Raw genomic sequence first — 15,492 nt, forward strand, 5'->3', positions numbered from 1 at the left:
ATGTGGGCCTGGCCGGCGTCGGGGGTGATGAGGGTGGAGAGGATCTTGACGGCGGTGGTCTTGCCGGCGCCGTTCGGACCGAGCAGGGCGAAGACGGTTCCTTCGGGGACGGTCAGGTCGAGGCCGTCGAGGACGGTCTTGTCGCCGTAGGACTTGCGCAGCCCGTGTGCCGCGATGGCCGGGTCGGACATGGGTGGGTGCTCCTTGGCTTGCGGGTCGGATGCCGTGCGGGTGGGGCGCCGTGCGGTGCGGGTCAGAGGCTGCGGGCGGTGATGTCGCCGTAGGCGGTGGTGGCGTGGATGTCGAGCGGAGCGGCGGCGCCCTCCGTGTTCCGGAGGGAGTTGTGCACCCGGCCGTAGGAGGTGCCGGCGTCCAGGGAGGCGGAGACCCCGCGGGCGGCGCCGACCTGGATCCCGCCCGCCTCGGTGCGCAGGGTGACCGTGCCGCGTACCGCCTCGGTGATGGTGAGGTCGCCCTTGAGGGTGCTGATCCGCGCGGGGCCGCCCAGCCGGCCGACGGTGATGTCTCCGGCGGCGAGGGCGAGATGGGCGCTGTCGGTCTCGTCGAGCTTGACGGTGCCCTGCGCGCTCTCGAAGGTGACGTCGCCGAGGCGCCCGACGCCCCGGAGTTCGGCGCTGGCCGTCTTCGCCTCGACGCGGGAGCCGGCGGGCAGCTGGACGGTGATCTCGACGGACCCGGAGTTGCCGAGGATCCGGTTCTTCGCCTCCGCCGCCGCGATCCGCAGGACACCGTCGGCGTACTCGACCGTGACCCGCTCGGCCGCCTTCACGTCGCGGCTCTTCGAGGCGTCCGCGGGGAGGACCTCGACGGTGGTGTCGGTGCGGTCGGCGGCGATGAACCGGATGTGTCCGGCGGGGACGTCGAGGACGGCGGCGATCGGGGCGGTGGTGTCGAACTTCTGCATGGCCTTTTCCTTCGGCTCGCTGTTTCTGATGAATGAAACGCTACGTTGCGTTCATAAACTCAGCAACAGGCTTGTTGCGTAGGAATGCCATAAATGCAGGTCAGGGCAAGGATTTCGTTGCAACGCCCCTGAGGGGTAATGCAACGTCAGGTGTGCGGACGTTGCAATGAAATGAGAGTGAACGCTATGCCTCGCGAAGTGACCGCCTCCGGCGCCCGATGATGTGGGCATGCCCTTGTCGAACACCCTGGCCCGCGTGGACGCGGACCTGGCCGCCGGTCGTGTGCCGATGGCGCGTCAGCGCCTGCGCGACCTCGTCTCGTCCTTCCCGCACGACCTCACCCTCCGCCGCCGCCTGGCCGGGGTGTACCGGCTCTACGGCGACGCCGCGGAGGCGGGACGCTGGATGTACCTCGAAGAGGACCGGAGCGCCGACGAGACCGCCGCCTTCGAGGAGCGGTACGGGTCTCCCGGGCGGCGGATGAAGGCCCTCGCCTGGCGCGGCCCCGAGGCGCTGGCCGGCACCGCCTTCGCGGAGGGGCGGCTCGTGGCGGTGAGGACGGCCTGTGCCGAGGAACTCGGGCACCCGGTCGACTGGGACGACCCCGCCACCTACGAGGACGACCCGGACGAGGAGCACGAGGCGCCCTCCGAACCGTGGACGGTCGGCGGTGTGCTGCTGGGCGCCGGCTGCCTGGTCGGGGTCGTCGCCTTCCTGACGGTCTGGGTGATCGGCGTCATCGCCCTCTTCGACTGAGCCCCGCCGAGTTCCGTCGGACTCCGCCGAGTTCCGCCTCCGCCGAGTTCCGCTGGGCTCCGCTGAACCCCGCCGGCTCCGCTCCGCCGGGTTCAGCCGCGGTCGTACCCCGTGTCCTCGCCGTCCCGGGCCCCCGCGGGAAGCTCCGGCGGGGTGTACGAGGCCAGGACCTCCCCGTCCGGGTCGGGGCGTACGGCCCCGAGCAGCGGGTTCGCCGCGATCGGGGAGACCTTCACCTTCCCGCCCGGACGCGGTGCCTGCACCACCAGACCCCCGCCGAGGTAGACCGCCACGTGCGTGGCGCCGGGGAAGTAGACCACCAGGTCCCCGGGGCGCAGCTCCGAAAGCGGCACCCGGGGCAGCGTCGCCCACTGCTCCTGGCTGGTACGCGGAACCTTCCGGCCCGCCGCCGCCCACGCCTGCTGGGTGAGCCCCGAGCAGTCGTACGTCTCCGGGCCCTCCGCACCCCACTCGTACGGCTTGCCGATCTGGCCCACCGCGAACCGCAGTGCTTCCGCGCCCGCCCGGGTCGGGGTGCGGCGGCCGTCCAGGACGCCGGAGTCGAGCAGTTCGCGCTGCGCGCCCGCCGTCTGGACGCGCTCCAGTTCGGTCAGCCGGGCCAGCTGCCCGGGCGAGAGCGTGGCGAGCAGCTTCTCGACCTCCGCGAGCCGGGCCCGCACCTCGTCGCGCCGGGTGCGCTGCGCGGCGGCGAGGGTCTGCTGCCGGTCGAGTGCCTTGCGGGAGGCGCTCGCCAGCGCGTCCGCCTGCCGTTCGGCTTTCTCGAGCCGCGGGACGGCCGTGGCGCGGTCGCGTGCGGCCCGGGCCATCAGCTGCCCCTGGTCCATGGCCGAACGGGAGTCCGGGGCGAAGAGCAGCCGCAGGTAGGAGGAGAGCTCGGACCGGCCCCGGTACTGGTCGCGGGCGATCCGCCCGGCCGCGGCGCGACCCTGTGCCAGGGCGGTCCGGGCGGCGGTGAGCCGGGCGGTGACCTTCTTGGTGTCGGCGGTCTGGAGCTTGAGTGCCTCCTCGGCCGCGTTGTACCGCTCGGTGGCCTCCTCGGCCTGCTGGTAGAGCGTGCGCAACCGGGTGAGCAGGGCGGTGACGGAGTCGCCGCCCGGGGGAGGGAGGGCGGCGCCGTCGTCGAGGGGGTCGGGGGCCACGGCCGCCGGGGACGCTCCGGGGTCACGGGCGGCCTCGGGGGCTCCGGGGACGACGGGGTCCTCGGCGTCGCCTGCCGGGCCACCGGGGTCGGTGGGGTCCGCCGCGCCGGCCGGGGCCTCGGGATCGGCCGGGTCCGCCGGGCCGGTCACGGCACTCGGGCCTGCCGGCTCGCCCGGGCCCGCCGGCCTGCTCGGGTTCTCCGGCTCGGGCGGGTCCTCCCGCGTGGCCGCCGTGGAACCCCCCGCCTCCGGGTCGACGGGTTCCACCGGCTCCGCCGCCGGGTCGGCCCAGGCGATCGGGGCCTCCACGGCGGGGTCGGCCGGCGGGTCGGGCGCGGTGGCACCCGCCGGGACCGCCACCCCGGTGAACGCCGTCGCCGCGGCCAGCGCCCCCGTGCAGACCGTGCGGAGCAGCCTTCGTGACACGTCACCACCTCCACGGGGATGATGGCGTGTCACTTCATCTGATTACCGCACGAATCGGGGCGCGTCCGGCGGCCTCACCCGTTCGGCTCAGCGTCCTTCGCGGGCGGGGCCGCACCGCCGCCCGGCTTCGACCACGGCCACTTCAGCTCCCGCCGCTCGCGGCCCCCGGGCACGTACTGGTAGACCCAGCCGCGCTGGAGCCCGAGCCGCTTCGTGTGGCCCGCGGGCTCGCGCCGGTACGCGTACACGGTCGGCGGACGTCCGTCGTGGGCCGGGACCGGGACCTCGTACCACTTCGGCGGGTGGCCGGTCGGGCCGAGCAGGATCGGCAGGACCCGGCCGTCGAGGGGACCGTCACGGAAGGGGGTGTTCTCGCTTCTCACCCCTCCAGTCTCCCCCGCCGCCGGCTCACAGCAGGTGGGCCGCCTCACCCACCACCGGGATCACCCGCCGGGCCAGCCGCGCCACCGGCCCCTCGGGCGTCTCCTGGGCGAGGAGACGCCCGACGACCCGTGCCGTCTCCTCGTCGCTCGCCGCGGTCGCCGCGAGCAGGGCGACGAGATGGTCGACGAGCCAGTCCCGCAGCTCCCGGGCCGGAGGCCGCTTGTCCTCGTCGAGCCAGATCAGCGAGGCGGCCTCCACGGCGGCGATCCACGTCCTCACCAGCATGCCGAGCCGGGGCCCCGGGTGCTCCACCCCCAGGTGGACGAGGATCTGCTCGGCGGCGGCCCGCCGCACCTCGTCGACGATCGCGGTGGTCCGGGAGGTCTCGGCGACGCTGCCGCCCCGCAGCAGGGCGCTGAACCCGGCGTCGTGCCCGTCGACGAAGGCCAGATAGCGGTCGAGCACCCGGCCGAGCCGCTCCGTGGGCGGCCCGTCCGGCGGTTCGGCGAAGCACCGGTTCAGGGCGTCGGCGGAGGAGCGCAGGGCCGCCTCGTACAGCTGCTGCTTGCCGCCGGGGAAGTAGCGGTAGACGAGGGGCCGCGAGACGCCGGCCGCCTCGGCGACGTCGTCGAGCGAGACGTCCTCGGGCGGCCGGTGGGCGAAGAGCTCCTGGGTCGCGTCGAGCAGCTGCCCGCGCCGCTCCTCGACACTGAGCCTGCGGTACGCGGGAGTGGCGGCACTCGTCATGCTCCGCAGCGTAGCCGCGCGCCACCCGGGCCAGGCGGCGGGAGCCCCGGACGGAGCGCCCGAGCCGCGCACCTCAGGCGAGCAGCCCCGAGGACTTCCAGAGCCGGCGTCCCGGCCCGCGCAGTACGCCGATGTCGTCGAGGAAGTCCGTGAGCCGCAGGGCGCCGGACCGCATGACCTCACGCCGGTGTCCGCTCGCCCTCACCTGGGCGACGGCCTCGCGCCGGTCCAGGCCCACGGCCTCGTACACCCGGGGGTTGACGAAGCAGGTGGAGAAGACCCGGGCCGCCTCGCCACAGCTGAGCCGGGTGAACTCCTGCTCCCAGCGCGGGGCGGTCACCATCTGGCGCCGCAGCTCCTCGCGGGCGTACCGCACATGGCGGGCCTCCTCGACCACATGGATGCGGGTCACTCCGCGGACGAGGGTCTGCACCCGCTCGTCCGGGAACGTCAGCCGCTGCATCCAGTCGAGGATCTCCTCGCCGAGCAGGGTGGAGGCGAAGGAGCCCGGGGTGGTGGAGACGGTCTTCAGGATCCGGGCGAGGTTGTGGTAGATCCTCGGCACCGGGTACGCGGGGGTGCCGCCCTGCCGGATCAACCGGGCGAACATCATCGAGTGCCGGCACTCGTCCGCGATCTCCGTGAGCGCGTACCGTACGTGATGGCTGGTCAGCGACTTGTCGTAGATGTGCCGGACGAGCAGCTGCATCAGGATGATCTCGAACCAGATGCCGAGGGAGGCGAGCGAGGCCGCCTCGTGCCGGGAGAGGTCGATCCGCTGCTCCTCGGACATCCGGCGCCACAGCGGGGTGTCGTAGAGGGAGACCAGCTCGGGCGGCCAGAACCACTTGCCGTCCTCGAACGGCGCGTCCCAGTCGAGCTCGGCGTCCGGGTCGTAGGAGTGCCTGCGGGAGGACTCCAGGAGGCGCTCGGCGACCTGCTCTCGGTCGCGCAACGGCCCCAGGGCGTCCCGGAGGAGGCTGAAGTCGGGCTCGGTGAAGGGGGGCATGGTGGAGACACCTCGCTGCGCTCGCCGTCGCGTTACCGGTGGTCACTCCGTATGAGACTGCCCGTCAGCAACAACGTCAATCCCTTTGGGTGCGACTTGTTGACGATCCGTCTACCACCGTGTGAGCCTGACCGAAGGCCTCTCGCAGGACCGCACGACCGCACGACCGGACTTGCACCACCGGACCACCGCACTCGCACCACCGCAACGCACCCCGGGAACGGCCCGATCCCCCCGAAGGAGGCGTCAGTGTCGACGCGCGACCTCTACACCACGGCCCCCGCCACCCCCACCTGGCAGGTCCCGGCCACCGGCGCCGCCCGGTTCTCCTGGGAGTACGAGGACGGCCGCGAGCGCCTCCTCGCCCTCTACCAGAAGGGCAAGGACAAGCAGTGGGACGGCGCCACCAGGATCGACTGGGGCCTGGAGGTCGACCCGTACGACCCGCTCGGCACCCCCGACGAGGTCCTCACCCTCCACGGCACCCGCCACTGGGCGAAGATGACCGAGAAGGACAAGGGCGACCTGCGCCGGCACTACGCCTCCTGGCAGTTCAGCCAGTTCCTCCACGGCGAGCAGGGCGCCATGATCTGCGCCGCCCGGATCGTCGAGTCCGTCCCCGACCTGGACGCCAAGTTCTACTCGGCGACCCAGACCATGGACGAGGCCCGGCACGCCGAGATCTACGGCCGCTTCCTCCACGACAAGATCGGCATGCTCTACCCGATCAACGACAACCTCAGGGGCCTCCTCGACGACACCCTGCGGGACTCCCGCTGGGACATGCCCTACCTCGGCATGCAGGTCCTCATCGAAGGGCTCGCCCTCGCCGCCTTCGGCATGATCCGCGACACCACCGACAAGCCGCTGCCCAAGCAGATCCTCGCGTACGTGATGCAGGACGAGGCGCGGCACGTGGCCTTCGGCCGGATGGCCCTGCGCGACTACTACCGGCAGCTGACGGACGCCGAACTCCGGGAGCGCGAGGAGTTCGTCATCGAGGGCTGCCACCTCATGCGGGACCGGCTGCGCGGCGTCGAGGTCCTGGAGAACTTCGGCATCCCGAGGAAGGAGGCGGAGGAGCTCAGCGAGCAGAGCGAGTTCCTGCACCTCTTCCGGAAACTCCTCTTCAGCCGGATCGTGCCCTGTGTCAAGGACATCGGACTCTGGGGCGAACGCCTCCAGAAGGCCTATCTCGACATGGGCGTCTTCGACCTCGGCGACTCCAACCTCGACCTGCTGATGACCCAGGACGAGGAGATCGCGGAGGCGTTGGACCGCGAGCGGTTCGCGGCGGAGGAGCGGGAGCGGATCGCGGAGGTGGCCGAGGCCGTCGCGGAGGGGGAAGCGGCGTCGTGACCGGAGATTGGATCCAGGAGACTGGATCCAATCTCCGATATCCCTGATCCGAATATTGGATCCAATATTCGGATCAGGGATATCGGATCGGGATATTGGATCCAAGATCCAGGCTACGGATTCCGCCTCTCCGCCTCCAACCGGAGCGCCTCCTCCATCACCGCCCGGGCGATCGGCGCCGCGCTGCCGCCCCCGCTGATGTCCGTACGGGCCGCCTCCGCGTCCTCGACGACCACCGCCACGGCGACGGCCGGCTGGGCCGCGTCCCGGGCCTGTGCCCAGGCGATGAACCAGGCGTACGGGGTCCCCGTGTTGCCGAAGCCGTGCTGGGCGGTGCCCGTCTTGCCGCCGACCTTGGCCCCGGGGATCGCCGCGTTCGCCCCCGTACCCTCCTCGACCGCCTTCACCATCAGCCGCTGGAGCTGCATCGCCGTCGAGGGGTTCATCGCCTGCCGGTAGCCGCGGCGGCCGGTGCGGTCGACCGTCGTGCCGCCCGAGGTCGTCGTGCGGTCGACGACGTACGGGTGGGCGATCTCCCCGTTGTTGGCGACCGCCGCCGCCACCATGGCCATCTGGAGCGGGGTCGCCGTCGTGTCGAACTGCCCGATCGACGAGAGCGCCAGCTGGTCCGGGCTCATCTCCCGGTCGAAATTGGACTTCGCCACCCAGGACGGCACCCGGAGCCCCGTGTCGTTGAAGCCGAACCGCTCCACCGCCTCGACCATCCCGGTCAGGCCGACCTCCACCCCGAGCCCGGCCATCACGGTGTTGCAGGACCACTGGATCGCGTACGCCAGGGACGCGTCCGCGCACCCCCGCGCCTCGTTCGGCAGCACTTGCCGGGTGCCGGGCAGGACGAAGGGGTCCGGGGTGTCCGTCGGCGCGTCCACGTCCCGTACGACACCGGCGTCGAGGGCCGCCGCGGCCGTCACGATCTTGAACGTGGAGCCCGGCGGGTACGTCTGCCGCAGCGCCCGGTTCAGCATGGGCTGGTTCGGCGAGGTGTTCAGCCGCTTCCAGGCGTCCTTGACGCCCCGGCCCGTACCGGAGAGGACGCCCGGGTCGTACGAGGGCGAGCTGACGAGCGCCAGGACGCGACCGCTGGACGGTTCGACCGCCACGACCGCGCCGCGCTTCCCGCCGAGACCCCGGTAGGCGGCCTCCTGCATCGAGGAGCGGATCGTCGTCACGACGTCACCGCCGGGCTGCCGGCCGCGCGTGAGGTCGTTCCAGAGCGGCAGCGGCGCCAGCATCGGTTCGGTGCCGCCGAGGACCGCGTCCTCGGCGTGCTCGACGAGGGTGGTGCCGTACGTCTGCGAGGAGTACCCGGTCAGCGGGGCGTACAAGGGCCCTTGACGGTAGGTCCGTTCCCAGCGCAGCTGCTGTCCGCTGTCCCGGGAGCCGGTCACCGGCTTGCCGTCGACGACGATCTCGCCGCGGGGCTGCGCGTACCGGTCGATCGCGATCCGCCGGTTGGCCGGGTTGTCGTCGAGCGATTCGGCCTCGAAGATCATCACGCGGGCGGAGTTGACGAGGAGCGCGGCGAGAAGCACGAGACAGAGCGCGGCGGCCCGCCGGGCGTACCGGATCACGAGGCGCCTCCCGTCCGGCACGACCGACTCGCACGGCGCTGTCCCACCCCGCCCGACCGGCTCACGCGGCGCCCTCCTTCACCGGGGCGAGCGTCCCGGTGTCGGCGGAGTCCGGCTGCGGGGCGCGCGCCGAGTCGCTCACGCGGATGAGCAGCGCCACGATCATCCAGTTGGTGACCACCGACGAACCTCCCTGGGCGAGGAACGGCATGGCCATGCCGGTCAGCGGGATGAGTCCCATCACCCCGCCCGCGATCACGAAGACCTGGAGCGCCACGATCGACGCGAGCCCGATGGCGAGGAGCCGCCCGAAGGGGTCGCGCAGCGACAGGCCGGCGCGGTATCCACGGGCGACGAGCAGCGCGTACAGGAGGAAGAGCGCGGTCAGGCCGACGAGCCCCAGCTCCTCGCCCGCCGTGGCCAGGATGAAGTCGGACTTGGTGGCGAAGCCGATGAGAACGGAATGTCCGAGCCCGAGCCCGCTGCCGAGCATGCCCCCTGCGGCGAACGAGAACAGCGACTGGGCGAGCTGCCCCGGCCCCTCGCCCGCGCGGATCGAGGCGAAGGGATCGAGCCAGTCCTGCACCCTGCTGTGCACGTGCGGTTCGAGGGAGCCGACCAGGAAGGCGCCGGCGGAGGCGAGCACGAGACCGACGGCGATCCAGCCGATCCGGCCGGTCGCCACGTACAGCATGATCACGAAGAGCCCGAAGAAGAGCAGCGACGTACCCAGGTCCCGTTCCAGGACGAGCACGCCGACGCTCAGCAGCCAGATCGCCACGATGGGCCCGAGGACCCGCCCGGCCGGGAACTGGAACTTCCAGATCCGGCGGCCGGTGTACGCGAGCGCGTTGCGGTTGGCGGCGAGGTACGCGGCGAAGAAGACCGCGAGCAGGATCTTGGCGAACTCGCCCGGCTGGAAGGAGAGACCGCCGAGCCGGATCCAGATCTTGGCGCCGTTCACGGCGGGGAAGAAGATCGGCAGGATCATCAGGGCGAGCGCGGCGGCCACCGACACGTACGCGTACCCCTGGAGCACCCGATGGTCGCGGAGCAGCAGGACGACCACGATGAAGAGCGCGACCCCGAGCGTCGACCAGACCAGCTGCGTCGCGGCCGCCTGTTCGCGCGGCGTCTCCAGGTCGAGCCGGTAGATCAGGACGAGCCCGAGCCCGTTGAGCAGCACGGCGATCGGCAGCAGCAGCGGATCGGCGTACGGGGCGCGGAACCGGACCGCGAGGTGGGCGACGAGCGCGAGCAGGCCGAGCCCGGCCCCGTAGCGGGCGGCGTCCGGCGGCACGGCGCCGCTGCGGGCGAGGCCGACCTCGGCGTAGCCGTAGACGGAGATGAGGACGGCGCAGACGAGGAGGGAGAGTTCCACGCCGCGGCGCTTCGGGACGCGTACCCCGGGCGGGGGTGCGTCCGTTCGCGGTGCGGTCATGGCCGCAACGTAGCAAGCGGTATGCCCTATGTCCCTTTTGTGTGACGGTGTGCCGTGCGGTCAGTCCTCCGGCGTGCCGTCCGGAGGGTCCACAGGGCGAGGTCGACCGACGGGCAGGAGCGGGGGACGTGGAGGGGGTCGTCTTCGGGACGTAAAGCGTGATGTGTGGCGCATCAGAGCCCCGCACCTCACAAGGACCGCAGGCGCCGTAAATCATGCAGTCCCGAATGCGACCCCCGGAACGGCCCCCACGCGGACCCACCGGGCAGAGGCTGACCCACCGGCAGGCACCCGCCAAGGGCACACCCGCACCACCCCGCCGCGCCCCCTAGAACGCCCCCTGCTCCATCCGGGCCAACGCGGCCTGGCACAGGATCAGCAGCTTCTCGTCGAGATGGACGTCATGGCTGCCCGAGGCGCCCTCGCGGGCGTTGTGCCGCCGCCGCCGGGTCAGCTCCGTGAGGATCGCCGGCTGTGCCTGCGACGCCGCCGGACCCATCTCCGCCAGGCACTCGGCGACGTCCACGCGCGCGTGCCGGTTCTCCTCCCAGGCCGCGAGCAGTACGGGCAGGGCCGTCGCCGCGTCCCCGGACACCCGCCACAGGGCCGCGGCGCTGCGGACCCGTACCCACAGGTCCCGGGAGGTCAGACCGGGCAGGAGGGCGGGGGCCGCCGAGACCGCGGCCGGGCCGATCTCGCCGAGGGCCTGTGCGGCGGAACACCGGTCGGCGCCCGAGGCGCCCGGCCGCAGCCACCGCTCCAGGGCCGCCAGGGCCTCCTCCGGATCGCCCTCGGCCGCCCACAGGGCACGTGCCGCGGTCGTGGCGACCGCGGCGGACTCGGCGTGCAGGAGCTCCTGGATGTCCGGTACGGCCTCCCGGGCGGCGGGGCCGAAGGCCGCCAGGGTCCGCAGGGCGGCCTCCCGGACCCAGTCGCGCCGGTTCGGCGGCGCCCCGCGCAGGACCCGCAGGACTTCCGGTACGGCCTGGCCGCCGCGTACGGCCGCGAGGGCGTACAGCAGGGGCGTGGCCCGGTCGTAGAGCCGCTCGTCGAGCTCGACCGCGGCGAGCCGGCGCCGCAGCGGCGGCGCGAGCATCGCAGCCGAGGGCCCGAGCCCGTCCATGGCGTACAGCAGGTCCCGCCGCACCTCGCCCTCCTCGAGGGCTCGGGCGAGCAGCGGGACGGCCCGGATGTCCCCGGCGCGGGCCAGCGCGAGGAGCGCGCCGTCCCGCCAGGACCGTCCGACGAAGCCGCTCGGACAGCCACCGCCACCGCCGCCACCGTTGCCGTCACGGCCGTGCCCGGGTCCGTACGGGTCGTCGGTGAGGCGGGCGACGAGCGCGTCGGCGGCGGGCGCGCCCAGTTCGAAGAGCCGCTCGAGGAACGAGGTGGCGGCCTCCCGGAGCCGTGGCTCGGGGTCCTGGAGCTGCGCGCCGACGAGCCGGACGACCTCCTCGTACCGCCCGCGCCAGACGCGTATCAACCCGCCGCACAGCCAGATCGCGTCCGAACGCTGCCCCCAGTCGGGGCTGCGCAACTGCGCGAGGATCAGCGCGACGCGGTCGTCGACCCGGTCGTCGAGCGCCGCGTGCAGGGTCCGGAGCAGTTCCTCCGTCCAGGGGGCGGGGCGTCCGGCGGCGTGTTCCTCCAGGAGCTCGCGGACCTGCCCGATGAGGGTCGGCGGGGCGTGGCGGGGACCGTCGGCACCGGGGGCGGCCGATCTGTGGGCGGTCACCCTGATCTCCTCCAGGAGCCCCGTCACCCACGGCACGATGTCGTCCGGGATGTCGCCGGGGGCGCAGCGCGCCCGCTGGGCGAGCGCCGCGAGACGGAGCCCGGGGTCGTGGGCGGCGCGGGCGAGCCAGCCGAGCCAGTCGACGGTCTCGGCGCGCAGCGAGGCGTGCCGCAGGGCGATCCGGCCGACGGCGGCGACGAGGGCGAGCCGCACCTCGGTGTCCCGTTCGACGGTGAGCCGCTCGCGCAGCAGGGTGAGCACGAGGGCGGGCTCGGGGTGGAGCGAGGCGAGCGCGCAGGGCGCGGCGAGGCGGACCTCGGGGTCCGGGTCGGAGACGAGCCCGAGGAAGACGTCGGAGCCGGCGGCGATGGCGGCCGCGGCCATCGCGTAGTTGGCGGCGGGGATGAACTCCTCGTCGTCCTGGTCGAGTTCGTCGAGCTCGTCGTCGTCGTCGAGCTCGATCCCGCCGATGCTGGTGAGCAGCTCGACGAGGGAGCCCCGGTCCTGGACGCCGGGGTCGGCGACGAGTTCGAGGAGGAAGGGGATGCAGGCGAGCGTGGAGTCGTAGACGTCGCCCTGGTGGTGCACGGCGCCGTACATGGCGTCGAGGGCGGTCTCGCGCTCCGCGGGATCGGCGGAGGCGAGTCCGCGGAGGAGCTCCGGCACGTCGTCCGCGGGGCCGTACGCGTGCCCCAGTGAGGCCCAGTCGACCTCCTCGATCCCCGTCAGCATGTGCCAGGCCGCCTTCCCCGTGAGCGCTGTACCAGGCAGCAAGTGTGCACCACGGGAAGGAAAGCAAGGCCTTGCAGGCGCCAGCAGGCCTACAGGTAGGGCAACTTGCGACTTCTTTGCGCCATGTACGGTAAGGAGCAGGTCAGTTGCGCTACGTGTCCGACCCGGGTCCCACGCCCATGCGAGGACTCGGTCGGCGCGCCGGGGCCGCTCGGCCCTCCGGCCGGACCGGACGAAGGCCGCGTTCTCCTGTCGCTGCCGTCCCGCGAGCTGTCGCGGGTCGACGCGGTGGACGGGGCGACCCACCGCACCGTCCCGTGTCCGGCGTCCCGACCTCGGGGGGAGACGGTCACGGTACGCCCGTCGTGGAGGCGTACGACCAGGGCGCGGGGCCGCTCGGCCGGGCCGGGGGCGTCGAGCAGCGGGCCGTCGCCCGTCTCGGCGGGCCGGACCTTCCGTCAGGCCCGGCCGGACGGACCCGCCCGGCAGGTCGGGGCCGGCCTCCGGGTGGCGAGGACGCGCCGGATCGGCGGCCCGGCCTCCCGCAGGGCCGTGCGGAGGGGCCCTCGTCGGTCGGGGAGCGGCAGACCTCGTACGTGTCCCGACCGGGGGCGGCGAGGAGGCCGGAGGCGATGTACGGGACGGGCGCCCCGGCGTGTGCCCGGTCCGCGGGGGAACGCGGCGGGCCGGTGAAGCCCGGGCGCCTCTCCCGGTACGCGCACGGCCCGCCGTCGAGGGCGAAGACGAGCGCGCGGAACTGGTCCAGCCGGGGCGAGTACGGGAGCTGCCGGGGCGGCTCCGGGTGTACGGGGGCCTCGTCGGCGGCCTGTGGCCGCATGACGCCGACGGCCGGGCCGAGCACCACGACCCTGACGGGGCTTCCAGGTTCCGGGCCCCGGATCCTGGTTCTCCCGGCCCGGGGTCCTACGGCCCCGGTCCCCACCGGGCCGTGCCCCCGCCGGAACCGGAACGCACGGCCCCCGCTCCCCGTCACCTCTGTACGGCCGCCGGACACCCCCACCCCTGCCCCCGTTCGCGGCACTTCCCCCGCCCGCTCGGGCGTGAAAAGGGGTGCCAGGAAGCCCCGTACCGCTCCAGACGTGGCGTGATGTCGTCCATGAGAAGGACGAGGGCTTCCAGGCGCGCGCGGCGGGCCCGGCGAAGAAGACCGCGACGAAGAAGGCGACTCCGCGCAAGCACACGGCCTGCCGCGCCAGGGCCGGACGACTGCCGCACCGCACCGCACCGACGCAACCGCCGGACGCCGGACGGTGACGCGGGCGCCCACAGGGCGGCGGTCGTACTGGCGCCCTGAGTGCCATGGCGACGACAACCACCAAGGTCGTCCCACCCTGCCCGATCACGGGCAGTGCATCCCCCTTTTCACCCTCAACGCCCCGCATAGCGAACACGATTCACTGTCCTTCGGACAACACATGGTCAAATTCTTGTTGCAGACCTGTCAAAGAGGCTTCTTCGCTGGCACGCTTCCAGCCGCACCACCCCCCACACCCCCCACGATCCCCACGCTTTTCAGCGAAGGAGCCCGCGTGACCCGCCAGCAGTCCTCGCACCGTCGCCCCACCCGCACCACCGCCACCCGCGCCGCCGCCCTGATCGCATCGGCCGCCATGGTCGTCGTCGGAGTCCAGACCGGATCCGCCAGCGCCGATGTCCAGCGCGAGGCCGGCGCCACCGCGCTCGTCCTCACCGGCCCCCAGCGCGCCGCCGCCGTGCAGGAGGCGCAGGCCGGAGCCGCCGCCACCGCCAGGGCCATCGGCCTCTCCGGCCAGGAGAAGCTCGTCGTCCGGGACGTCGTCAAGGACGCCGACGGCACCGTCCACACGCGTTACGAGCGCACCTACGAGGGCCTCCCCGTCCTCGGTGGCGACCTCGTCGTCCACCAGAGGAAGAACGGTTCGCGCGCCACCACCAAGGCGACCGACGCCCGGATATCCGTGGCGAGCACGACGGCCAAGGTCACGGCCGCGACCGCGGGGAAGTCGGCCGCGGCGTCCTCCGAGGCGCGGTCCGCCGCCCCCTCCTCGTCCCGCAAGGTGATCTGGGCGGCCACCGGCAAGCCGACCCTCGCCTGGGAGACGACCGTCACGGGCGTCCAGGCCGACGGCACCCCGAGCGAGCGTCACGTCGTCACCGACGCCACCACCGGCAAGGAGCTGTACTCCTACGAGGCGATCGAGACGGGCACCGGCCACACCCAGTACAGCGGCACGGTCACCCTCGGCACCGCGCCCTCGTACACCCTCACGGACGCCGCCCGCGGCGGCCACAAGACGTACGACCTGAAGGGCGCCACCAGCGGCACCGGTTCGCTCTTCACCAACAGCACCGACACCTGGGGCAACGGCCTCGCCACCAACCGGGAGACCGCCGCGGCCGACGCCCACTACGGCGCCGCCGTCACCTGGGACTTCTACAAGAACGAGCTCGGCCGCAACGGCATCCGCGGCGACGGCGTCGCCGCCTACTCCCGCGTCCACTACGGCAACGCGTACGTCAACGCCTTCTGGTCCGACTCCTGCTTCTGCATGACGTACGGCGACGGCGCGGGCAACGCCAAGCCGCTCACCTCCATCGACGTGGCCGGCCACGAGATGACCCACGGCCTCACCGCCTCGACCGCGAACCTGCGCTACAGCAAGGAGTCGGGCGGCCTCAACGAGGCCACCTCCGACATCCTCGGCACCTCGGTCGAGTTCTACGCGGCCAACGCCTCGGACATCGGCGACTACCTCATCGGCGAGAAGATCGACATCCGCGGCAACGGCACCCCGCTCCGCTACATGGACAAGCCGAGCCGCGACGGCAGCTCGGCCGACTACTGGTCCAGCAGCCTCGGCCGCCTCGACGTCCACCACTCCTCGGGCCCGGCGAACCACTTCTTCTACCTGCTCTCCGAGGGCAGCGGCGCCAAGACGCTCAACGGCGTCTCGTACGACTCCCCGACCTACGACGGCTCCACCCTCACGGGCATCGGCCGCGACAAGGCCTACAAGATCTGGTTCAAGGCCCTCTCGACCTACATGACCTCCTCCACCACCTACGCCGGCGCCCGCACGGCCACCCTCTCCGCGACCACCGACCTCTACGGCGCGGGCAGCCCCGAGTACACGGCGGTCGCCAAGGCCTGGACGGCGATCAACGTCAAGTAACCACATCCACCACCCAGGGGCCGCCCGGCCAGCGTCGTCGGCCGGGCGGCCC

14 protein-coding genes are annotated in these 15,492 nt (G+C 72.9%); 4 read left to right on the plus strand and 10 right to left on the minus strand.

What is annotated here, in order from left to right; genetic code table 11:
- Together ACFWUY_RS13790 and ACFWUY_RS13795 are read right to left on the minus strand one after the other, a co-directional pair.
- A partial coding sequence (locus ACFWUY_RS13790; RefSeq protein WP_384106878.1) for an ATP-binding cassette domain-containing protein occupies positions 1-191 on the minus strand: 191 nt, incomplete at its 3' end.
- A 62-nt stretch (positions 192-253) separates the two neighbouring features.
- Positions 254-925: a DUF4097 family beta strand repeat-containing protein gene (locus ACFWUY_RS13795; protein WP_384106880.1), complete on the minus strand. Its 672-nt coding sequence runs from the start codon at positions 923-925 to the stop codon at positions 254-256.
- Positions 926-1,154: 229 nt separating this feature from the next.
- Between ACFWUY_RS13795 and ACFWUY_RS13800 the strand changes: the two genes are divergently transcribed.
- Positions 1,155-1,682 (plus strand): DUF6584 family protein, encoded by a 528-nt coding sequence (locus ACFWUY_RS13800; protein WP_384106882.1) that lies wholly within the window; start codon positions 1,155-1,157, stop codon positions 1,680-1,682.
- Between the two features lie 92 nt (positions 1,683-1,774).
- Here the strand turns inward: ACFWUY_RS13800 and ACFWUY_RS13805 are convergent, their stop codons facing one another.
- The 4 genes from ACFWUY_RS13805 to ACFWUY_RS13820 all read right to left on the minus strand — a co-directional run bounded on the left by ACFWUY_RS13805 (position 1,775) and on the right by ACFWUY_RS13820 (position 5,408).
- On the minus strand, positions 1,775-3,268 hold the full coding sequence (locus ACFWUY_RS13805; protein WP_384106884.1) for an NlpC/P60 family protein: 1,494 nt from the start codon (positions 3,266-3,268) through the stop codon (positions 1,775-1,777).
- A 74-nt stretch (positions 3,269-3,342) separates the two neighbouring features.
- A complete protein-coding gene (locus tag ACFWUY_RS13810) occupies positions 3,343-3,651 on the minus strand; it encodes a hypothetical protein (protein WP_384106886.1) in 309 nt (102 codons plus the stop codon).
- A 25-nt stretch (positions 3,652-3,676) separates the two neighbouring features.
- On the minus strand, positions 3,677-4,399 hold the full coding sequence (locus ACFWUY_RS13815; protein WP_384106888.1) for a TetR/AcrR family transcriptional regulator: 723 nt from the start codon (positions 4,397-4,399) through the stop codon (positions 3,677-3,679).
- A gap of 73 nt (positions 4,400-4,472) precedes the next feature.
- Positions 4,473-5,408: a diiron oxygenase gene (locus ACFWUY_RS13820; protein ID WP_384106892.1), complete on the minus strand. Its 936-nt coding sequence runs from the start codon at positions 5,406-5,408 to the stop codon at positions 4,473-4,475.
- A 249-nt stretch (positions 5,409-5,657) separates the two neighbouring features.
- Here ACFWUY_RS13820 and ACFWUY_RS13825 point away from each other — a divergent pair, with 249 nt between their 5' ends.
- A complete protein-coding gene (locus tag ACFWUY_RS13825; RefSeq protein ID WP_384106896.1) occupies positions 5,658-6,767 on the plus strand; it encodes a ferritin-like domain-containing protein in 1,110 nt (369 codons plus the stop codon).
- Positions 6,768-6,880: 113 nt separating this feature from the next.
- Here the strand turns inward: ACFWUY_RS13825 and ACFWUY_RS13830 are convergent, their stop codons facing one another.
- The 4 genes from ACFWUY_RS13830 to ACFWUY_RS13845 form a co-directional block, all read right to left on the minus strand.
- Positions 6,881-8,359, minus strand: coding sequence for a penicillin-binding transpeptidase domain-containing protein (locus tag ACFWUY_RS13830; RefSeq protein WP_384106901.1), 1,479 nt, complete (start codon positions 8,357-8,359; stop codon positions 6,881-6,883).
- A 61-nt stretch (positions 8,360-8,420) separates the two neighbouring features.
- On the minus strand, positions 8,421-9,800 hold the full coding sequence (locus tag ACFWUY_RS13835; protein ID WP_384106905.1) for an FtsW/RodA/SpoVE family cell cycle protein: 1,380 nt from the start codon (positions 9,798-9,800) through the stop codon (positions 8,421-8,423).
- A gap of 328 nt (positions 9,801-10,128) precedes the next feature.
- A complete protein-coding gene (locus ACFWUY_RS13840; RefSeq protein WP_384106909.1) occupies positions 10,129-12,267 on the minus strand; it encodes a PBS lyase in 2,139 nt (712 codons plus the stop codon).
- Positions 12,268-12,616: 349 nt separating this feature from the next.
- On the minus strand, positions 12,617-13,132 hold the full coding sequence (locus ACFWUY_RS13845) for a hypothetical protein (protein ID WP_384106912.1): 516 nt from the start codon (positions 13,130-13,132) through the stop codon (positions 12,617-12,619).
- Positions 13,133-13,338: 206 nt separating this feature from the next.
- On the opposite strand from ACFWUY_RS13845, the gene ACFWUY_RS13850 reads away from it, so the two are divergent.
- A complete protein-coding gene (locus ACFWUY_RS13850; protein ID WP_384106916.1) occupies positions 13,339-13,542 on the plus strand; it encodes a hypothetical protein in 204 nt (67 codons plus the stop codon).
- Between the two features lie 356 nt (positions 13,543-13,898).
- A complete protein-coding gene (locus ACFWUY_RS13855; RefSeq protein WP_384107125.1) occupies positions 13,899-15,440 on the plus strand; it encodes a M4 family metallopeptidase in 1,542 nt (513 codons plus the stop codon).
- Positions 15,441-15,492: the final 52 nt, after the last annotated feature.

The organism is Streptomyces sp. NPDC058664, from assembly GCF_042716635.1.
Taxonomy (GTDB): domain Bacteria; phylum Actinomycetota; class Actinomycetes; order Streptomycetales; family Streptomycetaceae; genus Streptomyces.

Bases quoted from the DNA above. Each gene is read 5' to 3' on its own strand.
- ACFWUY_RS13815 (WP_384106888.1), bottom strand. From the start codon at position 4,399: ATGACGAGTGCCGCCACTCCCGCGTACCGCAGGCTCAGTGTCGAGGAG.
- ACFWUY_RS13800 (WP_384106882.1), top strand. From the start codon at position 1,155: ATGCCCTTGTCGAACACCCTGGCCCGCGTGGACGCGGACCTGGCCGCC.
- ACFWUY_RS13835 (WP_384106905.1), bottom strand. From the start codon at position 9,800: ATGACCGCACCGCGAACGGACGCACCCCCGCCCGGGGTACGCGTCCCG.
- ACFWUY_RS13855 (WP_384107125.1), top strand. From the start codon at position 13,899: ATGGTCGTCGTCGGAGTCCAGACCGGATCCGCCAGCGCCGATGTCCAG.
- ACFWUY_RS13795 (WP_384106880.1), bottom strand. From the start codon at position 925: ATGCAGAAGTTCGACACCACCGCCCCGATCGCCGCCGTCCTCGACGTC.
- ACFWUY_RS13840 (WP_384106909.1), bottom strand. From the start codon at position 12,267: ATGCTGACGGGGATCGAGGAGGTCGACTGGGCCTCACTGGGGCACGCG.
- ACFWUY_RS13820 (WP_384106892.1), bottom strand. From the start codon at position 5,408: ATGCCCCCCTTCACCGAGCCCGACTTCAGCCTCCTCCGGGACGCCCTG.